General features: G+C 43.2%; 22 protein-coding genes and 1 other annotated feature (1 of these 23 cut by a window edge). Of the genes, 14 read left to right on the forward strand and 8 right to left on the reverse strand.

What is annotated here, in order from left to right; translation table 11 throughout:
- Positions 1-69: a binding site (T-box leader), on the forward strand (it extends 172 nt beyond the left edge of the window).
- 47 nt (positions 70-116) lie between these two features.
- Positions 117-926 carry a GNAT family N-acetyltransferase gene (locus tag MKY54_RS15575; RefSeq protein ID WP_339186991.1) on the forward strand — a complete coding sequence of 270 codons (810 nt, stop codon included), beginning with the start codon at positions 117-119 and terminating at the stop codon, positions 924-926.
- A 47-nt stretch (positions 927-973) separates the two neighbouring features.
- Here MKY54_RS15575 and MKY54_RS15580 read toward each other — a convergent pair whose 3' ends face one another.
- The gene (locus MKY54_RS15580) at positions 974-1687 is read right to left on the reverse strand and encodes a MerR family DNA-binding transcriptional regulator (RefSeq protein WP_076125585.1); all 714 of its coding nucleotides are present in this window, start codon (positions 1685-1687) and stop codon (positions 974-976) included.
- Between the two features lie 157 nt (positions 1688-1844).
- Here MKY54_RS15580 and MKY54_RS15585 point away from each other — a divergent pair, with 157 nt between their 5' ends.
- From MKY54_RS15585 to MKY54_RS15595, 3 genes are all read left to right on the forward strand, one after another.
- Complete coding sequence (locus tag MKY54_RS15585) at positions 1845-2726, forward strand: alpha/beta hydrolase (RefSeq protein WP_339186993.1); 882 nt, start codon at positions 1845-1847, stop codon at positions 2724-2726.
- Positions 2727-2977: 251 nt separating this feature from the next.
- On the forward strand, positions 2978-3613 hold the full coding sequence (locus MKY54_RS15590; RefSeq protein ID WP_076190353.1) for a glycoside hydrolase family 11 protein: 636 nt from the start codon (positions 2978-2980) through the stop codon (positions 3611-3613).
- A gap of 163 nt (positions 3614-3776) precedes the next feature.
- The gene (locus tag MKY54_RS15595; RefSeq protein WP_076280618.1) at positions 3777-4604 is read left to right on the forward strand and encodes an SUMF1/EgtB/PvdO family nonheme iron enzyme; all 828 of its coding nucleotides are present in this window, start codon (positions 3777-3779) and stop codon (positions 4602-4604) included.
- A 104-nt stretch (positions 4605-4708) separates the two neighbouring features.
- Here the strand turns inward: MKY54_RS15595 and MKY54_RS15600 are convergent, their stop codons facing one another.
- Positions 4709-5563, reverse strand: coding sequence for a LysR family transcriptional regulator (locus tag MKY54_RS15600; protein ID WP_339191202.1), 855 nt, complete (start codon positions 5561-5563; stop codon positions 4709-4711).
- Between the two features lie 131 nt (positions 5564-5694).
- On the opposite strand from MKY54_RS15600, the gene MKY54_RS15605 reads away from it, so the two are divergent.
- Complete coding sequence (locus MKY54_RS15605; RefSeq protein WP_339191205.1) at positions 5695-6684, forward strand: zinc-binding dehydrogenase; 990 nt, start codon at positions 5695-5697, stop codon at positions 6682-6684.
- A 23-nt stretch (positions 6685-6707) separates the two neighbouring features.
- On the opposite strand, the gene MKY54_RS15610 is transcribed toward MKY54_RS15605, so the two are convergent.
- From MKY54_RS15610 to MKY54_RS15625, 4 genes are all read right to left on the reverse strand, one after another.
- Positions 6708-7277, reverse strand: coding sequence for a hypothetical protein (locus MKY54_RS15610; protein ID WP_076280617.1), 570 nt, complete (start codon positions 7275-7277; stop codon positions 6708-6710).
- Positions 7278-7419: 142 nt separating this feature from the next.
- On the reverse strand, positions 7420-8667 hold the full coding sequence (locus tag MKY54_RS15615; RefSeq protein WP_076280616.1) for an ATP-binding protein: 1248 nt from the start codon (positions 8665-8667) through the stop codon (positions 7420-7422).
- Positions 8664-9356 (reverse strand): response regulator transcription factor, encoded by a 693-nt coding sequence (locus tag MKY54_RS15620; RefSeq protein WP_076184620.1) that lies wholly within the window; start codon positions 9354-9356, stop codon positions 8664-8666. Before MKY54_RS15620 ends, MKY54_RS15615 begins: the two co-directional genes overlap by 4 nt.
- Before the next feature lie 165 nt (positions 9357-9521).
- Positions 9522-11606: a subtype B tannase gene (locus MKY54_RS15625; protein WP_339186997.1), complete on the reverse strand. Its 2085-nt coding sequence runs from the start codon at positions 11604-11606 to the stop codon at positions 9522-9524.
- 252 nt (positions 11607-11858) lie between these two features.
- Here MKY54_RS15625 and MKY54_RS15630 point away from each other — a divergent pair, with 252 nt between their 5' ends.
- Complete coding sequence (locus MKY54_RS15630) at positions 11859-12362, forward strand: DUF1572 family protein (protein ID WP_036677310.1); 504 nt, start codon at positions 11859-11861, stop codon at positions 12360-12362.
- 70 nt (positions 12363-12432) lie between these two features.
- Here MKY54_RS15630 and MKY54_RS15635 read toward each other — a convergent pair whose 3' ends face one another.
- On the reverse strand, positions 12433-13302 hold the full coding sequence (locus tag MKY54_RS15635) for an AraC family transcriptional regulator (RefSeq protein WP_076125575.1): 870 nt from the start codon (positions 13300-13302) through the stop codon (positions 12433-12435).
- Positions 13303-13425: 123 nt separating this feature from the next.
- Here MKY54_RS15635 and MKY54_RS15640 point away from each other — a divergent pair, with 123 nt between their 5' ends.
- The 8 genes from MKY54_RS15640 to MKY54_RS15675 all read left to right on the forward strand — a co-directional run bounded on the left by MKY54_RS15640 (position 13426) and on the right by MKY54_RS15675 (position 22508).
- Positions 13426-14484 carry a Gfo/Idh/MocA family oxidoreductase gene (locus MKY54_RS15640; RefSeq protein WP_076125574.1) on the forward strand — a complete coding sequence of 353 codons (1059 nt, stop codon included), beginning with the start codon at positions 13426-13428 and terminating at the stop codon, positions 14482-14484.
- A complete protein-coding gene (locus tag MKY54_RS15645) occupies positions 14481-15338 on the forward strand; it encodes a sugar phosphate isomerase/epimerase family protein (RefSeq protein WP_076125572.1) in 858 nt (285 codons plus the stop codon). The genes MKY54_RS15640 and MKY54_RS15645 overlap by 4 nt, the downstream gene beginning before the upstream one ends.
- A 24-nt stretch (positions 15339-15362) precedes the next feature.
- Complete coding sequence (locus MKY54_RS15650; protein ID WP_076317047.1) at positions 15363-16256, forward strand: sugar phosphate isomerase/epimerase family protein; 894 nt, start codon at positions 15363-15365, stop codon at positions 16254-16256.
- Positions 16257-16400: 144 nt separating this feature from the next.
- Positions 16401-17534, forward strand: coding sequence for an amidohydrolase/deacetylase family metallohydrolase (locus MKY54_RS15655; RefSeq protein ID WP_076317046.1), 1134 nt, complete (start codon positions 16401-16403; stop codon positions 17532-17534).
- The gene (locus MKY54_RS15660) at positions 17488-18600 is read left to right on the forward strand and encodes a DgaE family pyridoxal phosphate-dependent ammonia lyase (protein ID WP_076125569.1); all 1113 of its coding nucleotides are present in this window, start codon (positions 17488-17490) and stop codon (positions 18598-18600) included. The genes MKY54_RS15655 and MKY54_RS15660 overlap by 47 nt, the downstream gene beginning before the upstream one ends.
- Positions 18593-19348 carry a KDGP aldolase family protein gene (locus tag MKY54_RS15665; protein ID WP_076184626.1) on the forward strand — a complete coding sequence of 252 codons (756 nt, stop codon included), beginning with the start codon at positions 18593-18595 and terminating at the stop codon, positions 19346-19348. The genes MKY54_RS15660 and MKY54_RS15665 overlap by 8 nt, the downstream gene beginning before the upstream one ends.
- Positions 19341-20357, forward strand: a complete 1017-nt coding sequence (locus MKY54_RS15670; protein WP_076125565.1) for a sugar kinase — start codon at positions 19341-19343, stop codon at positions 20355-20357. The genes MKY54_RS15665 and MKY54_RS15670 overlap by 8 nt, the downstream gene beginning before the upstream one ends.
- A 213-nt stretch (positions 20358-20570) precedes the next feature.
- Positions 20571-22508, forward strand: a complete 1938-nt coding sequence (locus MKY54_RS15675) for a hypothetical protein (protein ID WP_076125564.1) — start codon at positions 20571-20573, stop codon at positions 22506-22508.
- Positions 22509-22612: 104 nt separating this feature from the next.
- On the opposite strand, the gene MKY54_RS15680 is transcribed toward MKY54_RS15675, so the two are convergent.
- Positions 22613-23152, reverse strand: coding sequence for a GNAT family N-acetyltransferase (locus MKY54_RS15680; RefSeq protein WP_076306470.1), 540 nt, complete (start codon positions 23150-23152; stop codon positions 22613-22615).
- Between the last annotated feature and the right edge of the window lie 94 nt (positions 23153-23246).

Below are 23246 nucleotides of genomic sequence, written 5' to 3' on the forward strand. Positions count from 1 at the left end.
GCAGCAGAGAGGGTGTATTCATAAATACACCAATCAGGGTGGTAACGCGGAATCTACTCCGTCCCTAATGGGACGGAGTTTTTTGCGTTCTTATAAATAAATAAGGAGGAGTAACAATGTTTCAAAAAATCAATGTCTCCGATCGAATACTTAGCCAGGATATGTTTATTGCTGATGAGGTTCAATACAACCTGATTCACCTTATTTGCGAGTCGAAGAGTTCTACTTGCTTAAAAGATTCTGATGAAACAATGATTTATGCCCAGTCAACGGGACATAACGCATGGCTTTGGAGTTCTAAGGATATTGTCGAGGATAAGAAGGCCGTTCTCTACGAAGAACTTATAGAATTTCTTAAAGAGACTACATTACCGGGAGTATCTGGAGAACCAAAAACAACAGAACGTTTTGCACAGCTGTATTCTCAGGCAAATCATCTTCAATATGAGTCCACGATGACTATAGAATCTTATTTCTGTACAGATCCAAAGAAACCTTTGAACGTAAAAGGCATAATGCAACAAGGAACGAGAAAAAATGTGGCCATTGTAGCAGAGTTTTTGGCGGGTTTCTCAGAGGGGGCTTATGGGGTTAGGGTGAACCCAGAAGCTAAAATTCTAGATGCCAAGAGGATGATTGAGACAGGGGACTTGTATATATGGTTTGTAGACGATAAACCTGTATCGATGGCGTACATTGCACATAGGTCGGCAAGATATTCCAGATTAAATGCGGTATACACACCACCGTCTTGCCGGAAAAAAGGTTATGCAAGTGCACTAGTAGCAGAGTTATGTTCCGTTCTTTTATCGGAGGATTTAGTGCCCATGCTTTATGCTGATTTAAAGAATCCTGACTCGAATAAGGTTTATCGAAATATTGGTTTTGTGGAAAGCGGGAAGATTGTTGACATCAAGTTCAAATAGGCACAAAAGGGCTACCGCAAGGTAGTCCTTTTTCTATGATCATTATGTTACTCGGCATTACTTTTATACAATTTCACATAGTTTGTAAGTTCAGCTATCGCGAAAAATTGCTTCATTAATTGAGAATTCAATTTTTGTAAGGCAAGCTGAAAGGATATCTCCACTTTTTTGTAGTTATGTGTTTCTATTTCATTCAAAAGCTGTTTCATATTCTCGATATAATAAACAGTTTTCCTTAAACTGCTGATAAGAATAATTTTTCTTAATTCCGTTAAAGTGAAGACTCTGTAGCCATTATCTTTGTTCCTATTCGAAGAGATTAGCCCTTCTTGTTCCCAATGCCGAATAGCTGATGGATTAACTCCTGCCATTTGTGCAACTTCACCAATCGTCATTGAATCTGATACAGTTAAATCTTTGTATTTAGATAAATCAACATCCCGAAACATGCGTAAGACTTCCTCTAACCTTTCTTTTTCCACTTGGGTATTATGTTGCTCTTGATTGATTGCCCAAAGAGCAGACTCCATCTGCTGGCCTTTAATCTTCCTCATCACATCGTACACAACCGGAATTTCATATCCCTGCAATAATGCCCGAATGGTAATAAAAGCTTGCACATGGATGGAAGTGTAACATCTGCGGTTGCTGGCGGTCCTTGGTACATCCGGAATTAAACCTTGATCTTCGTATCTCCTTAAAGTAGTGGTACTCACATTTAATTGCTTAGCTATCAGTGTAGGTGTATATATCTCTTCCATAAACATCATCACCCCAAAACATTAAAGTTGAACATTCAAGTGCTACAACAATATTAAATCGAATTTAGGTAGATATATCAAGGGAGGTAGAGGGATAAACCGAAAGATTGCATGAATGTTATATGATATTTTTATATAACACAAAGGAGTGAGTTCATTGAAAAAGATAATACAATTAGCAAATCAATCAGAAATAGAAGTAGGTATGGCAGGACTTCCAGATTGTCCAACCCTCATGTTACCCATCGCTAAAAAATCTGTGTACAATCAGGAAGCAGAAAACTTAAAGCTGTGGGGAGTAGATCCCGAATTAGGCAAACATTTTGTTGAAGGACTTGCGGATACGTTTCAAGTGCTTTATTTCGATTATGAAGGTCATCTATTTCAATATCCAGAGGAAAATCTAACAGCAGATCATATTGTGAAGGATCTTCTCCACATTGCGGATGAAATGAATGTTACAAGCTTTAGTTACTTCGGTTATTCCTGGCTTGCGTTGATTGGATTGCAAATGGCTATAAGAACAGATCGCTTGGAGAGTTTGGTAATGGGAGGTTTTCCACCCTATAATGGCCCCTATCAAGAAATGAGGGTTGTGACCCATAAAACACATACACAAGCTTTGAGTAACCAAAATGAATCTGTAGAAAGCCCAACAGGATCGGAGAATCCAAACGAAATGGATTGGGACAATATAAAGGTTACCATAGATACCCGTGTTACAGCACAATTTGTCTCTCTATACCAGAGCCTCACAGCCTTTGATGATCGCAGTATTCAACATTTGCTTAGTCTCCCTAAACTAGCTTTTGCAGGTGGAAATGATACGATTGTTTACGGTGAAAATTTCGGGAGCGTTACCGTTGACATCGTCGGGTTGTTAAAAAGAAATAAGGAGACGCTGGCTGATTTAGGTTGGGATGTTGAAATCCTTACGGGAGCCCAGATGGACCATACAAAAGCTATGCAACCAGCAGTAGTCTTACCACTGATTAAGCCTTGGTTTATGAACGTGTTACTAAAAAATACTGGATTGTAATTGTGGCAGATACAAAAATCCAGTGAATAAGGTATCCCAAAAGAACAATACTTTTTAGGGTAAAATCTTTAATTTGAAGAGATTAAATAGTAAACGATCTATGATAAGATTCCATATGTAATCGCTTACATTAATATATATGGAAGGAAGTGGTGTTGCGAATCTGCCCCACAAGGAATTGCTTCGACTACTAGAAATACAGACAAGCAGTATGTAGGTATGTAGTGACAAAAAATTTCAGGAGGTAGATTATGTTTAAATTTAACAAGAAAATCGTGACTGTAATTATGGCAGCTACAATGAGTTTCAGCTTGTTTGCAGCAACCTCAAGTGCAGCGACAGACTATTGGCAAAATTGGACCGATGGTGGCGGAACAGTAAATGCTACTAATGGATCTGGTGGGAATTACAGCGTTACATGGTCAAATACTGGTAACTTTGTTGTTGGTAAAGGTTGGAATACTGGATCCCCATCTAGAACAATAAACTACAATGCAGGCGTCTGGGCACCATCCGGCAATGGGTATTTAACTCTGTATGGGTGGACGAGAAACTCCCTCATAGAATATTACGTCGTTGATAGCTGGGGCACTTATAGACCTACTGGAACTTATAAAGGTACCGTGACCAGTGATGGAGGCACATATGATATATATACGACTACGAGAACGAACGCCCCTTCTATTGATGGTACGGCAACCTTCACACAGTTTTGGAGTGTAAGACAATCCAAGCGAGCAACGGGAAGCAATGTTGCGATCACTTTTGCCAACCACGTTAATGCTTGGAAAAGTTACGGAATGAATCTGGGCAGCAGTTGGTCTTATCAGGTGTTAGCGACAGAAGGATATCAAAGTAGCGGGAGCTCAAACGTAACAGTATGGTAACTTGAGCATCGGACCAGCTCAGGCATCTCCAGATGATTAAAATAACTATTAATCACTGTCATTGCTAAGGTTGTCGGTCCACAGCCGGCAGCCTTAGATCATTCTAGATCATTCAACAAATGATACTTAACTACATACCAGTGGTTGGAAAGGAGATATATCCATGAGAAAACTATTAATTTCTCTTTTAATAGTAGTTGTTATCAGCGCTTGTTCGCAAGAAAAGCCTGAACAGAAGGATACTTATGTATTAGTCAAAGGCGGGGCTTTCATTAACACAAATTCCAACTACAAAAGTACAACTATATCAAATTTTTATATCGGGCAATATGAAGTTACTCAGAAAGAGTGGGTTGAAATAATGGGAAGCAACCCTTCAGCATTCAAAGGCGACAACTTGCCAGTAGAAATGGTTAACTGGTATGACGTAATAGATTACTGTAATAAAAGAAGTATAAAAGAGGGGTTCAAACCCTATTACAATATAGATAAAAATAAAAAAGATCCGAATAATAAGAGTGATAATGATAATTTAAAATGGACAGTAACGCTCAATGCAGGAGCTAATGGTTACCGATTGCCTACTGAAGCAGAGTGGGAATATGCTGCAAGTGGAGGACAGTTAAGCAAAAGTTACACCTACAGTGGAAGCAATAAAGCAGATGAAGTAGCATGGTATTGGCAAAACGCTGGAGACAAATACTTATCAGGAGATTGGAACTGGCCGATCATAGAAAACAACCATAACAAAACAAAATCTATTGGTGGCAAAAAACCTAATGAGCTAGGTCTTTACGATATGTCAGGGAATGTTAGGGAATGGTGTTGGAACTGGTACGGAGATATAGATAGTAAGAGCGGTTCTTTTCGGGTTGTAAAGGGTGGCGGGTGGATCGGCGGCATTAGCAACAACGAGATTTCATTTCGGGGAAAGTTCGAAGCGAATGGTATGGGTCCTGATCAAGGTTTTCGAGTGATTCGTGGTGAGTAAATGGGAACAAGACATACCAAGTATAATCGTAAAAAGCTGAAAAGGGTTTGATTAATAAACAAGCTTTGCGCTCGAATATAATCAATCCCCAATATGTATGTTTGCTATATTTCTTCGATCATTTGGATTAATTTTGACAACGCACTAGAAAAAACCGCGTTCCGGCGATACACAAACAATACCTGCAAATCTCGATATCCTTCAGGCAGACGGTGGGAAGTAATTACTCGCGCCTCTTCGGCCTTGGAAATCGAAGATTGGGGCAGCATTGACACGCCGAGTCCAGCTGAAACCCCACTTAGAATTACATCTAACGTTCCGTATTCCATAATCTTATAAGAGCTCATCCCGCTTTCATTTAGGAAACTCTCAGCTTTGGCACGATGTGTACATCCGACGTCGAAAAACAACATTGGCTTTGTAAGCAATTCGCGCATTTCGCTCTTACCTGGTTGTGAGATAAGCACCAGCTCCTCTTCGAAAGCAACAACATGTTCTATATCAGGCTGGTCAATGGGTCCATAAACAAAGGCTCCATCTAGTTGGTAATCAAGCACCTTTTGTAAGAGGTTATGCGTTTCTCCCGTTATAAGCGATAGATTAACCTCGGGATATCGTAAGTGATATTCGGTTAGCAGAGGTGTCAGATGAGTAGCCGCTGTTGTTTCGATGGAACCTAAACGGAGCGGACCAGCAGGGTGCTCAGAGTATTGTGTGGTTATCACAGCCTCGTCCATTAGTAATAATATTTTGTCTGTATATACCAGTAAGTTCTCACCTGCCGGCGTTAACGTCATCCCTCGATTGGATCGACGAAATAGGGGGATTTTCAGCTGAGCTTCTAGATACTGAATCCGGTTCGTCACATTTGACTGGACATAATTCAAGACTTGAGCAGCCTTCGTTATGCTACCCTCGCGAGCAACCGCTTGAAATATTCTCAAATCTCCACTTTCCATTTCCTTTGCACCTTCTTGGTATGATGATTTATGATAGTCACCTTCAGTTTTGATCATTTTACTGGATTACACCCACTATGTAAAATTTATTATAGATTCATTAATAACAACTTGAGGAAGGGGCTTGGATGATGAAAGCCATTGTACATGCTGGAGAAGGTGGCCTGAAGGGCTTGAACTATAAAGAGATTATGGATAAAAAACCGGGGATTGGAGAAGTGAAGGTTAGGTTAATGGCTGCAGGGCTGAACCACAGGGACTTGTTTATCATGGATGACCGAACAAAACAGGATGTTCCTTTGATTATCGGCTCTGATGGCGCGGGGAGAATTGAAGCAATAGGTGAAGGTATGCTGGATCATAATGTAGGTGAAGATGTCATCATTAATCCGTGCATCGGATGGGAATATAGCGACAATATTCCAAACGTTCCAGCCATTGTAGGGGGACCTTCAGAAGGCACATTCGCTGAGTCAATCATCATTCCTGCGCAAAATGCCATCAGCAAGCCAGCTTACCTGTCATGGGAAGAAGCCGGCGTGCTGCCCTTATCTGCCTTAACAGCCTATCGGGCGCTATTCACTAGAGGCCGCTTAAAGAAAGGTGAACATGTTCTTATACCTGGCATTGGTGGTGGGGTTGCGACTTATGCCATGATGATGGCTTCAGCGGTGGGTGCACGTATCAGTGTCACTTCACGCAGTGAAACGAAAAGACAAGCTGCACTCGCTCATGGAGCTGATCATGCGTTTGACAGTCATAGCAACTGGAAGGAAAGAATGAAAGGAGACACCGTTCATCTCATCCTCGACAGCATTGGGCCTGCGACGTTCCCACATTACTTTGATATTATTAAACCCAATGGACGTATTGTTACGTTTGGTGCAAGCTCAGGAGATCGAATCGAAATCCCGACGCGAGCCATATTTTTCCCGCAAATTAGTATCATAGGTAGCTCAATGGGAAGTAGTGAAGAGTTTGCGGATATGCTTCAGTTTATGGAACACCATTCGATTCGACCTATCATTGATCGAGTGTATCCTTTACAAGACACAGTTCAAGCCTTTCACCGAATGCAGCAGGGAGAACAATTTGGTAATATCGCGATAAGAATAGAATGAGCGGAGTCCCTTATAACTGGAATTCAAATGCCAAATATATCAATTTCGGAGACAGGAAACCACTTTTTCGAAGCCACATCTTTAAAAAATACTTGAATAGTGTAGGTGCCCTTTGTAGTAAAGGAATATGTATACTCATTGGTTTTGAACCAAAAGTTTTCTTCGCTGTTCTTAATTTGTTGAGCATCAATGGTTTCTGTTTTATCCGCAGGATCGGTGATCACAACCTTAATATCTGAAATTTCTGTTTTTAAATGATCCACCTGTAATAGAGTCGAAAATGCAAAACGTGACGGGCTTTTTACTTTACCAAAAATCTCTCCGTTATTATCGAGCATAACCATGTTTATATTAGGCTTGTAGATTCGAACGGTTTTACCTGATTCATCCAAGGCGAATAGTGCAAATAAATCTTTAGACAACTGTTCAGTCGTCAAGGAAATCGAACCTTCGGAAAATATTGCGGGCTGTTTTTGAAGCACATTATTCAAATATAATGAAACTTCAGATGAGCCAGCTGCAGCATAAATCACGGTTCCCGGTAAAATCATGATGCAAAATCCTAAAAGAATCAGCTTCCTAATTTTTCTCAATGATTTTCCCTCCTATAGAGCTTTATGTTAATTATACCCATAAGATGGAAGATAGTTTCTTTTACACAATTAATAAAATATAAGAAGGTCAGTAGAGGGAAATACCCTTACCTGACCTTCTTGGTGTTAAATGAGAGAGTTATTATTTGAACCGTCTAATGGTAAATTGAAAAGCCGTTCCTTTTCCCGGTTTGCTTGTAACCAATATTTTTTCTCCCAGACCATTTACAATTTCCTCGGCGATAGCAAGCCCAAGACCACTTCCTTTTTCATTATGGGACTGTTCACTTTTGTAAAATCTTTCAAAGATATAAGGGAGGTGCTCTTTTGCAATGCCGGGTCCATTGTCTGATATCTGCACAGTTACAACCCTCGAATGCACAATAGCATCAAAAGTTATTTTCCCATCCTCCTGAACGTATTTCATGGCGTTATCCATCAAAATATTGACTAATTGCAACACTTTATCTTTATTAGAAAAAACATCTGGAAGGTTTCTGGCGTTATCTGTAATCTCAAATACAATGCCCATTTCATCGGACAAGAAAGAGTATTTAGACTCAATAAGCATGACTAATTCCTGAGTATCTATTTTTTCTTTATTCCAAGTTTCTTTTTTATTTTGCATTCTTGATAATTCCAGTACATCATAAATCAATCGTTGCAAGCGCGCACATTCGGATAAAATAATTCCATAGTATTTATTTGTTTTTTCTTCATCTTGAATCATTCCATCTGCCAGCGTCTCCGTTAAAGCTCTGATAGAGGCAATGGGAGATTTCAGCTCATGGCTAATATTCGCTATATAATCCCGACGAGTCTTTTCAAGCTGCTTCATCTCCTTTAGATAGGAGGATATAAAGAAGCTGATTATTAGTGTGCCTAACAGAAGGGTACCTGTAAAAACGTAATAGAAGCCATTCAATACCGCCTGAAATTCACTACCAGGTTCTAATAAAAAGACGACTCCGACCGCTTGTTTATCCTGAATAATAGGTGCACCTACGACAATGGATTTACTCGGAAACCCATTAATATTTTTAATCGCAGCGAATTTATTGTACTTAATTACTTCGGGAATATAATCTATAAGGGCATCCTTGAATTCTTCCGATGTAACATTGAAAAAAAGATGCTTATTTTCGTCACCAGGTGAAAGGTCATTCCCCTCTAAATCATACACCTTCATAAGATACGGTTTAAAACCTCGAATGCTCATCTCATTTTGTGCCATTTCAGCAGCTATAGCAGAGGCCTGAGGCAGCATATCTTTTAATTTATAATTCAAAAAAAGCTGTTTAATAATCAAGGTTCCTCCAAGTTGTCCTAAAATGAAACAAAAGAGGATGGCCAGATAAATCACTTTTTTGTTGGAAGTTACTTTTTTCATGTGGAAGTCTCCATTTTGTAGCCCATCCCATAAACAGACTTGATTTCAAATCCCAAATTCTTTTCAGGCAGTTTTTTCCTCATTCTTTTTATGAGATTATCAACGGCTCTAGTATCACCGAAATAATCATAACCCCAGACCTTATTTAAGATTTGTTCTCTTGAAAGCACCTTGTTTTTATTAATTGTAAAATAGATAAGCAATTCGATCTCTTTAGGTGTAAATTCCATTCGTGATCCATTAATTTTGATATTAAAAGCATTTCGGTCAATCTTCATTTCTCCCAGCGTCAGGATGGCGTCTTCACTTGGAAAGGTGTAATGAGTGCGTTTTAAAATGGTTTTTACTCTTGTGACGACCTCCCGGGGGGAGAACGGTTTTGTAATATAATCATCTGCACCAATTTCCAAGCCTAATATGCGGTCAGTTTCCTCACCTTTTGCGCTCAGCATTATAATCGGGACGTTACTAGTCAAGCGAATCTTACGACAAACCTCTGTCCCAAAAAGTCCTGGCAGCATAATATCTAGAATTATGAGATCAAAATGCTGATCTTCCAATTTGTAAAGAACTTCCTCACCATTGTATACGGATTCATATTCCATATTTTCCGCCTGTAAATAAGCAGATATGCTCTCATGTACAGCTATATTGTCATCACAAATTAGTATGTTCACTTTACCCTGCATAGCTACCACCTTTATTCCGATATCTTGGACCTTATTGTATGTAAATTGTCTAAAAGGAGCAAGGAAGACTGCATGTTCGTGAGGGAAATAATCGCATTCTAAATGGAATGGAAAGAGACCGATTGAAGGATCGGCCTCTTGTAACCAGAATAAGTTACTGTTCTATTATTTATTACTGTCCTTATAGATGTTAGAAGTATCTATACTTATGGTGTGCGTTCCAGCATCCCATTCCAAATTAAAATCAAGTGATTTTGCAATATCCCTCAGCTTAAAATACTCACTACCGCCGATATTATAGCCCGTTACTGAAATCTCTTGTCCGTTCAAAGTTATCTTAGTGGCTGTCATAACACCGGTCTTTGAACTAGTATTTACAGATGCTGAAAGTTCAATGCCCGTCGGAGTGTACGTTTTGTCAGATGTAATGTTTAAAGTATTCGTATTTTCATCCGATGTCACTTCAAACTGTTGTGTAGTGTTGTTTACAGCCATAGCAATGTCCCGTAATTTAAAATAGTTGCTGCCGTCGATATTGTACGCGTTAACAGATATCTTGTTACCATTCACCAACAATGATGATTTGGAAGGAATGGCAGCTGCGGATGCTTTTGGTGAAGTAGCACTAACCTTGTCCGCCCAAGCAAAAAGCTCATCCAGATCGTAATCTCCGCTGTGTGGAATATCCCAAGCCATTGCAAAGTCAACGTTTGAACCTTTGTTCTCAAGCTCTGTTGCCAATATAGTAGAAACAGCGAGGGAAGTATCACTATCCTTGGTTCCCATCCGAATCCGCCAATTATTTGTAGTGGTTGTTCCCTCAGTGCTGATATAGTTCATTGGATTCATCATTTTCACTAGATTCTGGTCAGCAAGTGTTCCCCCCGCTGTATCATGCTCCAAACCGAACTGAGTAAAATGCTGTGCAGCGACATTCGCTGTGCCGAATAGATCGTTTTCACCATTGCTCAGGTCTAAACCGTCAAAGGCTCCAGGCAGTTTCATTCTGCCCAAGTATGCAAGATATTGATCATAGTCGATATCCGTAACAGTGCCATTTTCAATGGTGATCCAGGTTTTGTCGGACAGATCTGTACCCGATTTTAACGCTTTTTGCGCTGAAGCGATCACAAAAGCTTTGATGTAATCTTTAAAGGTGCCATTGCCGTCCGCATCCATCTTCAAAGCTGTTCCGTCAGTATTCGTAAGTCCTAGACTATTGACGTATTCAGGGAACATAGCTTCCAGTTCGTTAGATACCTGAATCTGATCCTCCGTCAATGTTCCTTCTACCAACTTTCTTTCCATGTTAAAATCCGTATTTCCGGAGAAATCAAGTTTTTCATAAGTGTTAATTCCGTTGAATTGCCACTCATAAGCTGCATCTGCGTTATCTAGATTCGTAATCGGCGTGTAGGCCGAAACGGCAAAAACGTCATCACGCTCATCAGCTGCTCCGATCGCTTCCAAATAAGGCTCATATTCCGCATTGTTGCCGGTAGCACCCAGTAATGCGGAGAGCGCGCCGCCAGCACTTGTGCCGTTAGAGATGATCTTCTCGGCGTCACCAGGCATAATGTCGTCGTTAAAGCGAAGGTAGCGGACAGCCGCCTTCAGATCTACGATAGCTGCGGGTGCCTTACCAGTGTAAACACCTTTTTCGTCCTTTGTAGTTCTACCGCGAGCGCCTGGAGATGCGACCACATAACCTTTGGACAGGGCAACTGCGATAGCACTGGGAGATTCAGATGAAGGTGTTCCTGCGTTTTCGTCTTTACCCGCAGCGGGTTTATTCAATTCCGTTCCTGTATCGGCGCCTGGGGCTGCTGCGGATTCCTTGTCTGTTTTCGGAGCGCCGTTCTGTGGACCTGCCCCCATACCCATTCCTTTACCTGTTTCAGTACTACCTGGCTGAGCAGGCATATACCCGCCAACCTGGTTTGGGAAGAAGATAGGTGCGGTATCGGCGGTGTAACTACCGATCGACTTACCCTGGAAGTATTCCTCAGGGACATAGACGTTCATAGTTTCATAATTAATATCTACAGGGTTCTTTACATAAACGATATTCTCATATGCCCGATAAGTGACGGATTGACCATCCACCGTTATGGTCTTTGTAGTATAGTTAGTCGCATTGAATTTCAAGCTATACTCGCTGTTAGTTGCTGCACTTGCAGATCCTGTAGCGAAAGAGAGGCTCATCAGAGAACATGTGAGGATAGGGGCAATCCATTTTTTAAGTTTCATTTCGTATCTCCTTTTTCTAAAAATAGTAGATAATCTCATCAGTCTCTTTTGTACTAATCTGAATGATCCAGTGTCATATACCAACTCCTTCTTTTAAGGCCAACAAACGTTATCAATTAACTCTACTCAGGAGCTCGGATAAGAATGTAACAAAACATTGTGGCATAAAAATAGCATTGGTACTGGATTTCATTTGACAGTAGAGATGAGTTTGGTAAAATTTACATAGGTTATATCAATAGGAGGTTAGCAATGGATATCGCCATTGAGTTAATTGAAAGTATGTTGGTTAAATTTAGATCGGAAAAGAAATGGACGCTCCAAGCAATCGAGCAATGTACCCAAGAGGATATTACATGGTCCCCAACCGTGGAAAGTAACAGTATTGCAAATTTAGTTGCTCATATTAGCGGGGCAGTACACTCACGAATTGAAACCATTCTTTTAGATATTCCTGATACAAGAGATAGAGAGAGGGAGTTTGAAAGAGGTCTAGAAATGACAAAAGAACAAGCTATAACCATGACCAGGGATGCTTTTGATATTATTATCCAATACCTTGAACGGCTCCAATCTAACCCGGAGTTATTGATGTCACAACCCTTTCTTAATTTGCCACCACTTACATATAGCCAAGTAAATAACGAGACCACTGCTCTTAATCTCATGATAGCGATGGTGAGAGAAGTCCATTATCATACAGGCCAAATCATCTATGCAGCAAAAATAAGAAAGGGACAGCTTGTATGGCAATAATAGTTTAACTAGAGGAACGCTGTATACACTAACAAAGGACTGCCAAGAGGCAGTCCTTTGTTCACTCTAACTAGAATCCCCTCACACTGCTAGGGGTTACTTTTTTATGCTTTTTGAAGGTGCGGCTGAAATAGTAGATATCGCTGAAGCCAGTAGTGGTAGCGATTTCAGAAATCGTTAGCTGGGTATGGCGGAGCAAATAATCTGCACGGTCTAAACGGACAGCATTTACATATTCAGATATCGTATGCCCAGTTAGTTCCTTAAAGAGACGGCTGAAATGGAAGCGGCTTAGCCCCGTTAGCGCCGCAAGTTCGTCAACTTGAATCGGTTCTTGGTAATGGGTATCGATATATCGCAAAACAGGTGCGAAGCGTTCAACGGTCTGAATACGCCTCTCTTGCTCAGCTTGTGAGAGTACGGTGACGATATGTCTGCGCAACAACAGCGTTAACAGGCGGTATAGCTCGGACTTGACGGCCAGCTCGTAACCAAATTCGCGACGTTCCAGTTCCCGAATAATCGCCAAAGCACAGTCAGTAATATGCTGATCCCCCCGGATATGGTTACGTAACAGCAGCTGGTTCCGCTGAATCGGGGCGATGAACTTGGTTTCGGCAGCGTCGCTTACCGCACTATGCAGCAAAGAAGTATCTGCAATAATCGCATAATACAATAAATCAGAAGAAGCGCTTACCCCATAATGCAGCTCGTTGCTGTTCACAGCAACTAAATCGCCAGCCCGAACGTTGATCGGTGTTCGTCCGCACTCAAAAACAGCCTCACCACTTTCAATAAATATAAACTCAAGATGCTCATGCCAATGATGTGGGAACAACATAACTCCTTCTTGGTGGAAACGCTGGGTATGTACTTTAATCGGAAACTCGGGATCCGGCATGTCCATGGGTTCCTGTAGATGTTTATCATAGTCCAACATTTATAGACTGCACCTCCTATAGCACAATTGTACAAATGAAACCGCAAGGCTCTGCATGGTGTTTAGGGTTGAAATCATTATAATACGAATCATAACCTATGCAAAATAAAGGAGAGAGTGTTAATGGATAAGATCAAAATTGGCGTAATAGGTACGGGCTCTATCTCCGGCATGCACTTAAGTGCTTATCGGAATAATCCGCAGACAACCATATATGCGGTATGTGATCTGAATGAAGAGCGTGCACGCGAAGTTGCTACAGAATATAACGTCGAGAAGGTATACACGGATTATCGTGAATTACTGGCCAATTCTGAAATAGATGCAGTCAGCATCTGCACATGGAACAACTCTCATGCCGAGATCAGTATCGCGGCGCTTGAGGCAGGCAAGCATGTGCTTGTGGAAAAGCCGCTTTGCCGTACGGTTGAAGAAGCGCTTCAGGTACAGCAAGCAGTGGAAAAGAGCGGCAAGATTTTGCAAGTAGGCTTTGTACGACGTTATGACTCCAATGCCCAGCTCCTTCAGACGTTGGTGGAACAAGGAGAATTCGGCGAAATCTATTATGCAAAAGCAACGACGTTCCGGAGACTAGGCAATCCCGGCGGCTGGTTCAGTGATATTGAACGCTCCGGCGGCGGACCGCTGATCGATATTGGTGTCCATGTGATTGATCTATGCTGGTATTTGATGGGCCGTCCGAATCCAGTATCGGTAAGTGCTAATACCTACCGGAAGCTCGGCAATCGTTCTAATATTAAGAATCTCTCATTCTATAAAGCCGCCGATTACGACGCAGCGAACAATACGGTGGAAGATTTAGCGAATGCACTGATTCGCTTTGAGAATGGAGCTTCGCTAATGGTCGATGTCAGCTTTACACTGCATGCCAAAGAAGACGAGCGTTCGGTACGCCTGTATGGTGACAAGGGTGGTTTTGAAATTGATCCTGAGATAGTCATTGTTAAAGAACAGGCGGATACGATCGTCAATACCTATCCGCAGACCGATAATAAGGGGTTTGAGTTCAACAGTGCATTCCAGAATGAAATTAATCATTTTGCTAGCAACATCAGTACCGGCTCTACACCAATTAGTCCTGTGCAAGACGGCGTTACAATCATGAAGATACTCGGCGCGATCTATGAATCCGCAGCCAAAGGTGAAGAGGTGAAACTATGAAGTTAGGAATTAGCACTTACAGTCTGCATTCGGCTTTTTCAACGGGTGAGCTCACGCTTGAAGGAGTCATTGAGACGATCGCCGATCTGGGCGCAGAACATGCGGAGATTGTACCTTTGGGTATCAATTTGGTTGAAAATCCTGAGCTAATTGATCAGATTGTACGAACAGCAGCGGGTCGTGGACTAGAGTTATCCAATTATGCTATCGGGGCGAACTTTGCCGGGCTGGAGACAGCGGAAATGCAGCGGGAAGTCGAGCGGGTAAAGCGGGAAGTAGACGTGTGCGCGGCATTAGGCATTCAGCGGATGCGGCATGATGTAGCCTCCTCAAACGATCTATCCATCACGCATTTTTTGGAAGAGCTTCCACGTTTGGCTGAAGCCTGCCGAGAAATTGCTGATTATGCCGCAGGTTTAGGCATTACGACCAGTGTGGAGAATCATGGATACTTTATTCAGCACAGCGATCGTGTACAGGCGCTGGTTCATGCGGTGGGTAGAGACAACTTCCGTACAACACTCGACATTGGGAACTTCCTGTGCGCAGATGAGAACCCGCTAATAGCTGTACCTAACAACATCAAGCTTGCTTCAATGGTGCATTTCAAAGATTTCTATATTCGTCCGCAAGACCGCCAGCCTGGCGAAGGTTGGTTCCAATCCTCCGGTGGGAACTGGTTGAGAGGTGCCATCGTTGGTCAAGGAGACATCGATATGCCGAGTGTAATTCGAATCGTTAAGGAAAGCGGTTACGATGGATATATCTCTGTAGAATTTGAGGGAATGGAAGAGTGCCGTAAGGGAACAAGACTGGGGCTGGAATACATCAAGCGGGTTTGGAACCAAATCTAATTCATTATACTGGAGGATTATGCCATGGTTAAACCAATTATCACTAATAAAATCGGTGTTATCGTAGACAGCTTTCAGGTGGGAGTGAAAGAGGGATTGCGCAAGGCAAAAGAAGCTGGGGCAGATGGAGTTCAGATTTATGCGGTACAAGGCGAATTTGATCCCGCTACTCTCTCTCAGTCAGCACGCCGTGAATGGAAGGATTACATTGCTTCGCTAGGTTTAGAAATCTCTGCCATCGTTGGAGATTTAGGCGGACATGGCTTTCAGGACCCTGCCCAGAACCGTGCCAAAATTGAAAAGTCCAAGCGCATTATGGAGCTGGCCAAGGAGCTAGGTACAGATATCGTAACTACACATATCGGTATTGTTCCTTCTAACCCTGCCAGTAAAATCTATGAAACCATGCACATTGCCTGTGAGGAACTTAGCAGATATGCACATGAGATGAATTCTTATTTTGCGATTGAGACTGGGCCAGAACCCGCTGCACGTCTGAAGACGTTCCTCGACGGTCTGGGTTCCAGAGGGGTTTCCGTTAATTTTGATCCGGCCAATATGGTCATGGTGACTGGTGATGATCCGGTGCAAGGTGTTCATACTCTAAAAGACTACATTGTACACACCCATGCTAAAGATGGTCTCAAGCTTGCCGATATCGATCCACGCGATGTTTACGGTCAATATGGTTATGAAGCACCAGCATTAGACCATGAGAAAATCGCTGAAATGGCCGAGACCGGCTCGGCATTCCGTGAAGTTCCGCTCGGAGCGGGTTCTGTTGATTGGAACAACTATCTGCAAGCACTGAACGACATCGGTTATACAGGATTCCTGACCATAGAACGGGAAGTTGGCACTAATCCGGAGGAAGATATCCGCCAGGCTGTGAATTTTTTAAAGGGTTTTCGGGTCTGAACACGGTAGTGATAAAGAATAAATAGTTCATCCAAACAGTCCCTGTGAAAAAAGATCCTACATCCATTGGGACTGTTTGTGTTATAGATTGTGCGGGAAAGACCTAGGACGGTAATGTTCTGAATTTGGAAAGAAGGTGTGACGATGACAGCAGAACGTTTGCTCCTCCGCCGGGCGAAAGTCCTGAATGGAGCGGAAGTGGACATTGTCATAGCTGATGGCAACGTAGTCCAGATTGTTCCCCGAGGCACCGCCGAAGACCATGGTTTCAAGGTCGTGGAAGCCAATGGGGCGTATGTCTCTAGCGGCTGGATCGACTTGCATGTACATGCGTTTGCAGAATTGAATCCGTATGGAGACGAGATCGATGAAATCGGAATCAAATGTGGCGTGACTACGCTCGTGGACGCAGGTAGCTGCGGAGCGGAGCGTATTGGTGAGCTGGCAGAGGCGGGGAAAAAGTCGGCAACGCAACTGCTTGCTTTTCTTAACATTTCAAAGATTGGCCTGATGCGAATTGACGAGTTGTCCCAACTAGAGTGGATTGATCATGAAAAGGTGCTTCAGGCGGTAGTTGCTTATCCTGAATTTATCGTAGGCTTGAAGGCCAGAATCAGCAAAAGCGTAGTGGGTGACAATGGCATTCAACCGCTTCAACATGCACTGGAGCTTTCGGAAAAGACCGGGCTGCCGCTGATGGTACATATAGGCTCCGCACCGCCGGATATCCGTGAGGTTTTACCGCTACTTCAACGCAACGACGTGATAACCCATTATCTAAATGGTAAAAGCAACAATTTGTTCGATAAGGAGAATCGACCGCTCCAAGTGCTGAGAGATGCTATTGAGCGTGGAGTTCACTTGGATGTGGGACATGGTACGGCTAGCTTCTCGTTCGCTGTGGCCGAGGCGGCCAAACAAAACGGTATTGATCCGGATACGATCAGCACAGACATATACAGAGGCAACCGTATCAATGGTCCCGTCTACTCCATGGCGAATCTGTTGAACAAATTCCTTGCACTGGGATATTCCCTTGAAGATACAATTGCACGGGTGACAAGCAGAGCAGCCCAGTGGCTGGGACGCCCGGAACTTGGGGAGATTCGGATCAATAACAAGGCGAATCTGACCCTTTTTCGTGTGACGGATAAGAAGATTGAACTGGTAGATTCTGAGGGGGAACGCCGGGTAGCACAGCAAACCATTCAAGCAATAGGAGTGATCATAGGTGACAAATACATGGAATGCGAAATACGGCCTGAAAAGAGTTATTAATGCAAGCGGCCGGATGAGCATCCTCGGGGTATCGGCACCGACCGATACGGTGATGGAAGCTATGCGTCAAGGCGGACAGAGTTATGTGGAAATCGCCGATTTGGTGGATAAAGCGGGGGATTATGTTGCACGTCATACAGGTTCTGAAGCAGCGGTGATCGTGAACTCGGCTTCCAGTGGAATTGCTTTATCCGTGGCGGCGCTGGTAACCCGCGGTAATATTCGTACAAGTCTACGGCTCCATCAGGATAGCATTTTTAGAAATGAAATTGTGATGTTAAAAGGTCATAACGTACAATACGGTGCACCAGTGGAAACCATGGTTTATCTCGGCGGCGGTAAAGTGGTGGAAGCAGGTTATGCCAATGAAGGACGGGCGGAGCATTTGGCTGCTGCGATCTCGGATCAGACTGCGGCTATCTTGTATGTCAAATCTCATCATGCCGTTCAGAAGAATATGATCTCTGTAGAGGAAGCTTGGGCTGTGGCTCAAACTCATAACGTCCCGCTTATTGTAGATGCTGCAGCGGAAGAGGATCTGCAGAAATACGTGCAAATATCCGATCTGGTCATTTATAGTGGCTCCAAAGCCATAGAAGGTCCAACATCCGGACTTGTGGCGGGAAAACGTCTTTATATTGAATGGCTAAAAGTGCAGCTTCACGGCATTGGACGCAGCATGAAGGTTGGTAAGGAAACATCCTTCGGCCTGATGCAAGCGTTGGATGAATATGCTCACAAACAGGATACAAGCGAAAAGGAAAAAGCTACGCTCCAATTGCTGATGCCGCTCGATGGGCTTCCCGGAATTCGGGTAACTATCGTGCAGGATGAAGCAGGCCGGGCGATTTACCGTGGACGCATCCATGTGGACCCGAATCAGTGCGCAATAACAGCACTTGAGCTGTCCCAGCAGCTTCAACAAGGTGAAGTGGCTATTTACACTAGAGACTATGGGGTAAGGCAAGGTTATTTTGATATTGACCCGCGTCCGCTAATGGGTGATGACATAGAAATGATTACAGCGAGGATAAGGGAATTGACAGGAGGGGCAAGCAATGTCTGAAATTAACAAGCGGTTCTATAAAGGTCGGGTGGCCTTAAACGTATTGGCTAAGGATATAGAAAATGCCAAAGAGGTGTTTGCTGCTGCCGAAGGTTATGTACTGGTCGGTGTATTGTCCAAAGACTATGCAACGGTAGAAGAAGCCGTGCAGGCGATGGAGGCATATGGGCGGGAAATTGACGGTGCGGTATCAATAGGACTAGGTGCGGGTGATAATCGGCAAGCTGCTGTTGTTGCAGAGATTGTCAAATCCTATGCTGGCAGCCACATTAATCAGGTATTCCCAGCAGTTGGTGCGACCCGTGCTAACCTTGGAGCGAAAGATAGTTGGATTAACAGCATGATCGCACCAACGGGACAACCTGGTTTTGTGAATATCTCCACCGGCCCGGCCAGTGCGGCACAATCTGTACCCGCTGTAATTCCCGTAAATGCGGCGATTGCATTGGTTCGGGATATGGGCGGAAATGCTTTAAAGTATTTTCCGATGCAGGGGCTGAGCCGTAAAGCGGAGCTAATCGCTGTGGCCAAAGCCTGTGCGGAAGAGGGTTTTGCGCTGGAGCCGACCGGCGGTATCGATCTGGACAACTTTGAAGAGATCTTGTCTATTATATTGGAAGCGGGAGTGCCGCAGGTGATTCCCCATGTCTATACATCGATCATCGATCCGCAGAGCGGAAGAACGAGAGTGGCGGACATACAACAGCTGTATCGGACGATGAAAAAGCTGGCAGATCAATATGCCTAAACATATCGCCGCTTTTGGTGAAATAATGATGCGGCTACAGGTACCGGGCTTTGAACTGTTATCTCAGGGTAACCTGCTGAAGTATTCGTTCTCCGGCACCGGAGTCAATGTACTGTCCGCATTGTCCCGATACGGACATCGGGGGACTTTGGTGTCCAGACTGCCTGCGAATCCTATTGGTGACGCAGCAACAGCCTATCTTCGGCGACTGGGCATCCAGCCGGAGCATATCCAACGCGGGGGCTCAAGTATAGGGATGTACTTTCTTGAAAACGGATTCGGGGCTCGCCCCTCCCGAGTGACTTATTCCGGTCGCCCGGAGAGCAGCTTCAATACTGCTCCTCCGGGTACTTATCCATTCGCAGAGCTGGCAGACCTCGCGGATGCTGTTCATTTCTGCGGGATAACACTGGCAATGAACGATGATGTGCGAAAAGCGATGAAAACTTATGCAAAAACGGTTAAGCAACACGGTGGTCTAGTCGTTTTTGACTGCAATTACCGCCCATCGCTCTGGGGGGAGAGAGGCTATGAGCTGGCGCGCTCCCATTACGAAGACATGCTGCATTTGGCCGACATCGTGCTGATGAATGAAAAAGACGCAATGCTAATCCTTGGTATGAAGCCCGAAGGAACTTCAAGAGAAGAACAACTTCAGGAGCTGATTCCCACAGTAGCTTCACGCTACAGTCTAAGTACGGTAGCAGGAACGCATCGGTCCATCCATGATGATAACCGCCATTCATTGCGCGGTTATATCTTCAAATCCGGTCGCTTCGCATATTCCGAGACCTTAAGCTTTCCGGTGCTTGATAGAGTCGGGGCTGGAGATGCTTATGCCAGTGGTATAATTCATGGTGAGCTGGAAGGTTTTGATCCTCAGCATACTGTAGCCTTTGCGGCCGCGGCCGGAATGCTAGCCCACACAGTAGAAGGAGACTCTCCGCTGGCCTCCGAGCAAGAAGTTATTGGTGTACTGACGGGTGCTGTAAAAGATATATTGAGATAAAGAAGAAGCTGCCTTACAGGAGAACAGGCCTGTGCGGTGGCTTTTTTTATCGCTACAAACACTGTACTTTTGTTCAGGCCAAGAATCAGATCCAATGGCTACAGGCTAGATTTGGCTTAATTAGATCTTTTTAAATAGGTGTAAAATCTCATTTTTTGCAACTTTATCCTCTATCCGGCGTCAAAGAAGAGAGAATAAGAAGGGGGAGCCTATATGAAAAATTTAAATCTACTAGCCCTTTTAGCAGTTATTTCAATAATCTTTGTTGGATGTGCCAATACAGGGAGTAAAGATAAAGCGAATAAAAAGCTAATCGATCTGAGTTCTGTGGACTCCATTACAATCCATAATGATAGCGGTGGATTAATAACCATAACGGACCAAAAGCTAATAGAACGTTTCAATAAAGCTATACATACTGCTGAGTATGACAACGCGAAGCTTGATATTGCAGCACCTGATTATGAGGTTACTGTTGAATTGAAGAGTAAAGAAAACGAAAAATTCTCATTCTGGATTATGGGTAATAATAATGGTCTTTTCACCAAATCAGGAGTAAATGGGCATTACAAGTTATCTGAAACGGATAAGGCTGCTTTGCTTACCTTATTTCAATCAACTGAACAACAAGTAGAATCAGATAATCTAAAATTAGATGAGACCATCAAGCGAATCACATTAGCAAACGCTCTAGCACATGGTTCAGTGAATGCTAACATAAAGGATGAATACACAGATCATGAAACCATAGATACTTTCGTCCGAGCCATCCGTACTGCTGAACAAATACCAGGGAATTTAAATACCGCAACGCCTAACTACGATATCGTTCTAATTTCAGATAATAATAAATATGCCTTTCATTTATGGATTAACGAGACAAGCGAGCAAGGCATGTTAATGAATGTGAACAAAACGGATACAGGCTACACACTTACTAAGGAATCAACTGCCGAGTTAAAGAAGATTCTGTTCTCGGAAGCAAAATTTAATGGTTTGGAGTTTAATACAGAACGGAACTCTATTGGAGATCTGGTGGCCAAACCGGTTGGCCTATCCGAAAATAACTATCTGTTAAACGGTGGAGCAGTAGTTGAACTGCAAGGGATCTCTTATCATACCATTCATCTTTTCTATGGCGACCATAATGCTGTCAACGCTTTATTAGCCCATGATCCTGCTACGGATGAGGTAAAGGTGAAATGGAGTGACGAGCTCAACGATTCCAATAATCTATGGAATAATGCTTTTATGAGCAACTATAATATGCTAATCCCGCTGGATGAGGATCATCTATTATTTCTGGAATCGGATGTGACGAAAAAAGCAGGGCAATATCATTTGTCCTCATATAATGTTCTTACAGGAAAGATTGAACGACTTCGGGAAAACTTCTGGCCGCTTTCTGATGATTATGATTACATTTATAAATTTCAATGGAAAGCTGATGAGCAAAAATTGTTTATGCAGAGTTATCTCGGCAATGTATGGATCTTTGATCTGAAAACGGGAAAGGACGATGTGCATCTTCTGAAATATCGCGTAATCCCACATTCGACGACCGGGGCGCCATCCCTGTTCCTCTCACCAACTTTTAAAAGATTTGTACATGATGATGAGAGCGGCGAATTAACCTTTTACGATAATAAAGGAGTTTCTCTTCGTACTGTTCCGTTACCACAAGAGCAATATGTACCTTCTGAGAAAATAAAGTGGAACCCCGCGGGCACGATTGCCTGGATGGATTCAGCAGAGATCAACGAAAACCGAATTCTTGACATCGATATCGATTATCTGAAAATAGCTGCACAAAAAATTAATTTTTATAATCAGGATGGTCATTCCATCGGCTCCATTAAGACTGAAGGCAACCATGAAGATACAGCTATTGAAGTTGTGGGGTGGATGGACGCTAATGTAGCCGTGATAAAATCCTATACTGTAGAACTTATACACAAGGATAATGTAGGGCTTAATGTTAAGGATGTTTCTTATTATCTCTATGATGTAAATAAGAAGCAGAAGGGGGCAAGCTTTTCGTCCATCCCTTCCCGTGCTATCGTTACTACAGATCTTCGAATGGGCGATGCCGATAATACGGGGGAAATCACTGTGAGTTTTAAAGAAATCACTTATAAAAAAGAAAAATAAAGAAGCCTCGGGAGTTTACCGTAACGATCACACAAGATCATTGGGGAAGCTTTCCGAGGCTTCTTTTTATATTTAAAAGACAAATATTTAAGAATTCTCGAATTCTATATTTGTCCCGCTGTAGAACGGACGGAGGACAGCAGGTCTAGCCGGAAGCCTTGTACTAGAGTGTCACCGTTCATAAGATCGGTCTCATACGCACGATTAAAGCCTAAGCGCTGGTACAGTTTGATGGCTGAAGACATCATTTCCGAGGTGTGCAGGTTCAAGGTGGTGGCACCCAACTGTAGTGATCTCCGTGCAGCATCGCGAATCAGAAGGGTTGCAACGCCAAGACCACGAGCGGATGGAGATACGGCTAGCAGACGTAGGATCGGGGAGTGAATCCCGAGCTCCGGTTTCCCGTAAGCCGTTTCCGAGGAGCTGAACAAGAGTGCGCTACCAACGATTTTCTTGTCGATTTCAGCGATGATCCGTACGAGCGGAGTATCACCATGAACGGAATCAAGAAGCGATTTTCGATACTCCAGCCACAACGGCTCAGGCATGATCTCCGAATATTGATGGTATGCATCTAACAGCACTTCGGCGATAGCATTACAATCTTTATTCTCAGCTTCACGGATAATGATCTTTTGTGACATGTTTTCGCTATCCCCTTTCAGACAAATGTAATGTTCATTCGAATGAAATTATTATATATGATAATTCCCAGTGGAATAAGAGGGGTTTTATAAT

It is taken from the genome of Paenibacillus sp. FSL P2-0121 (assembly GCF_037975345.1).
Taxonomy (GTDB): domain Bacteria; phylum Bacillota; class Bacilli; order Paenibacillales; family Paenibacillaceae; genus Paenibacillus_AQ; species Paenibacillus_AQ odorifer.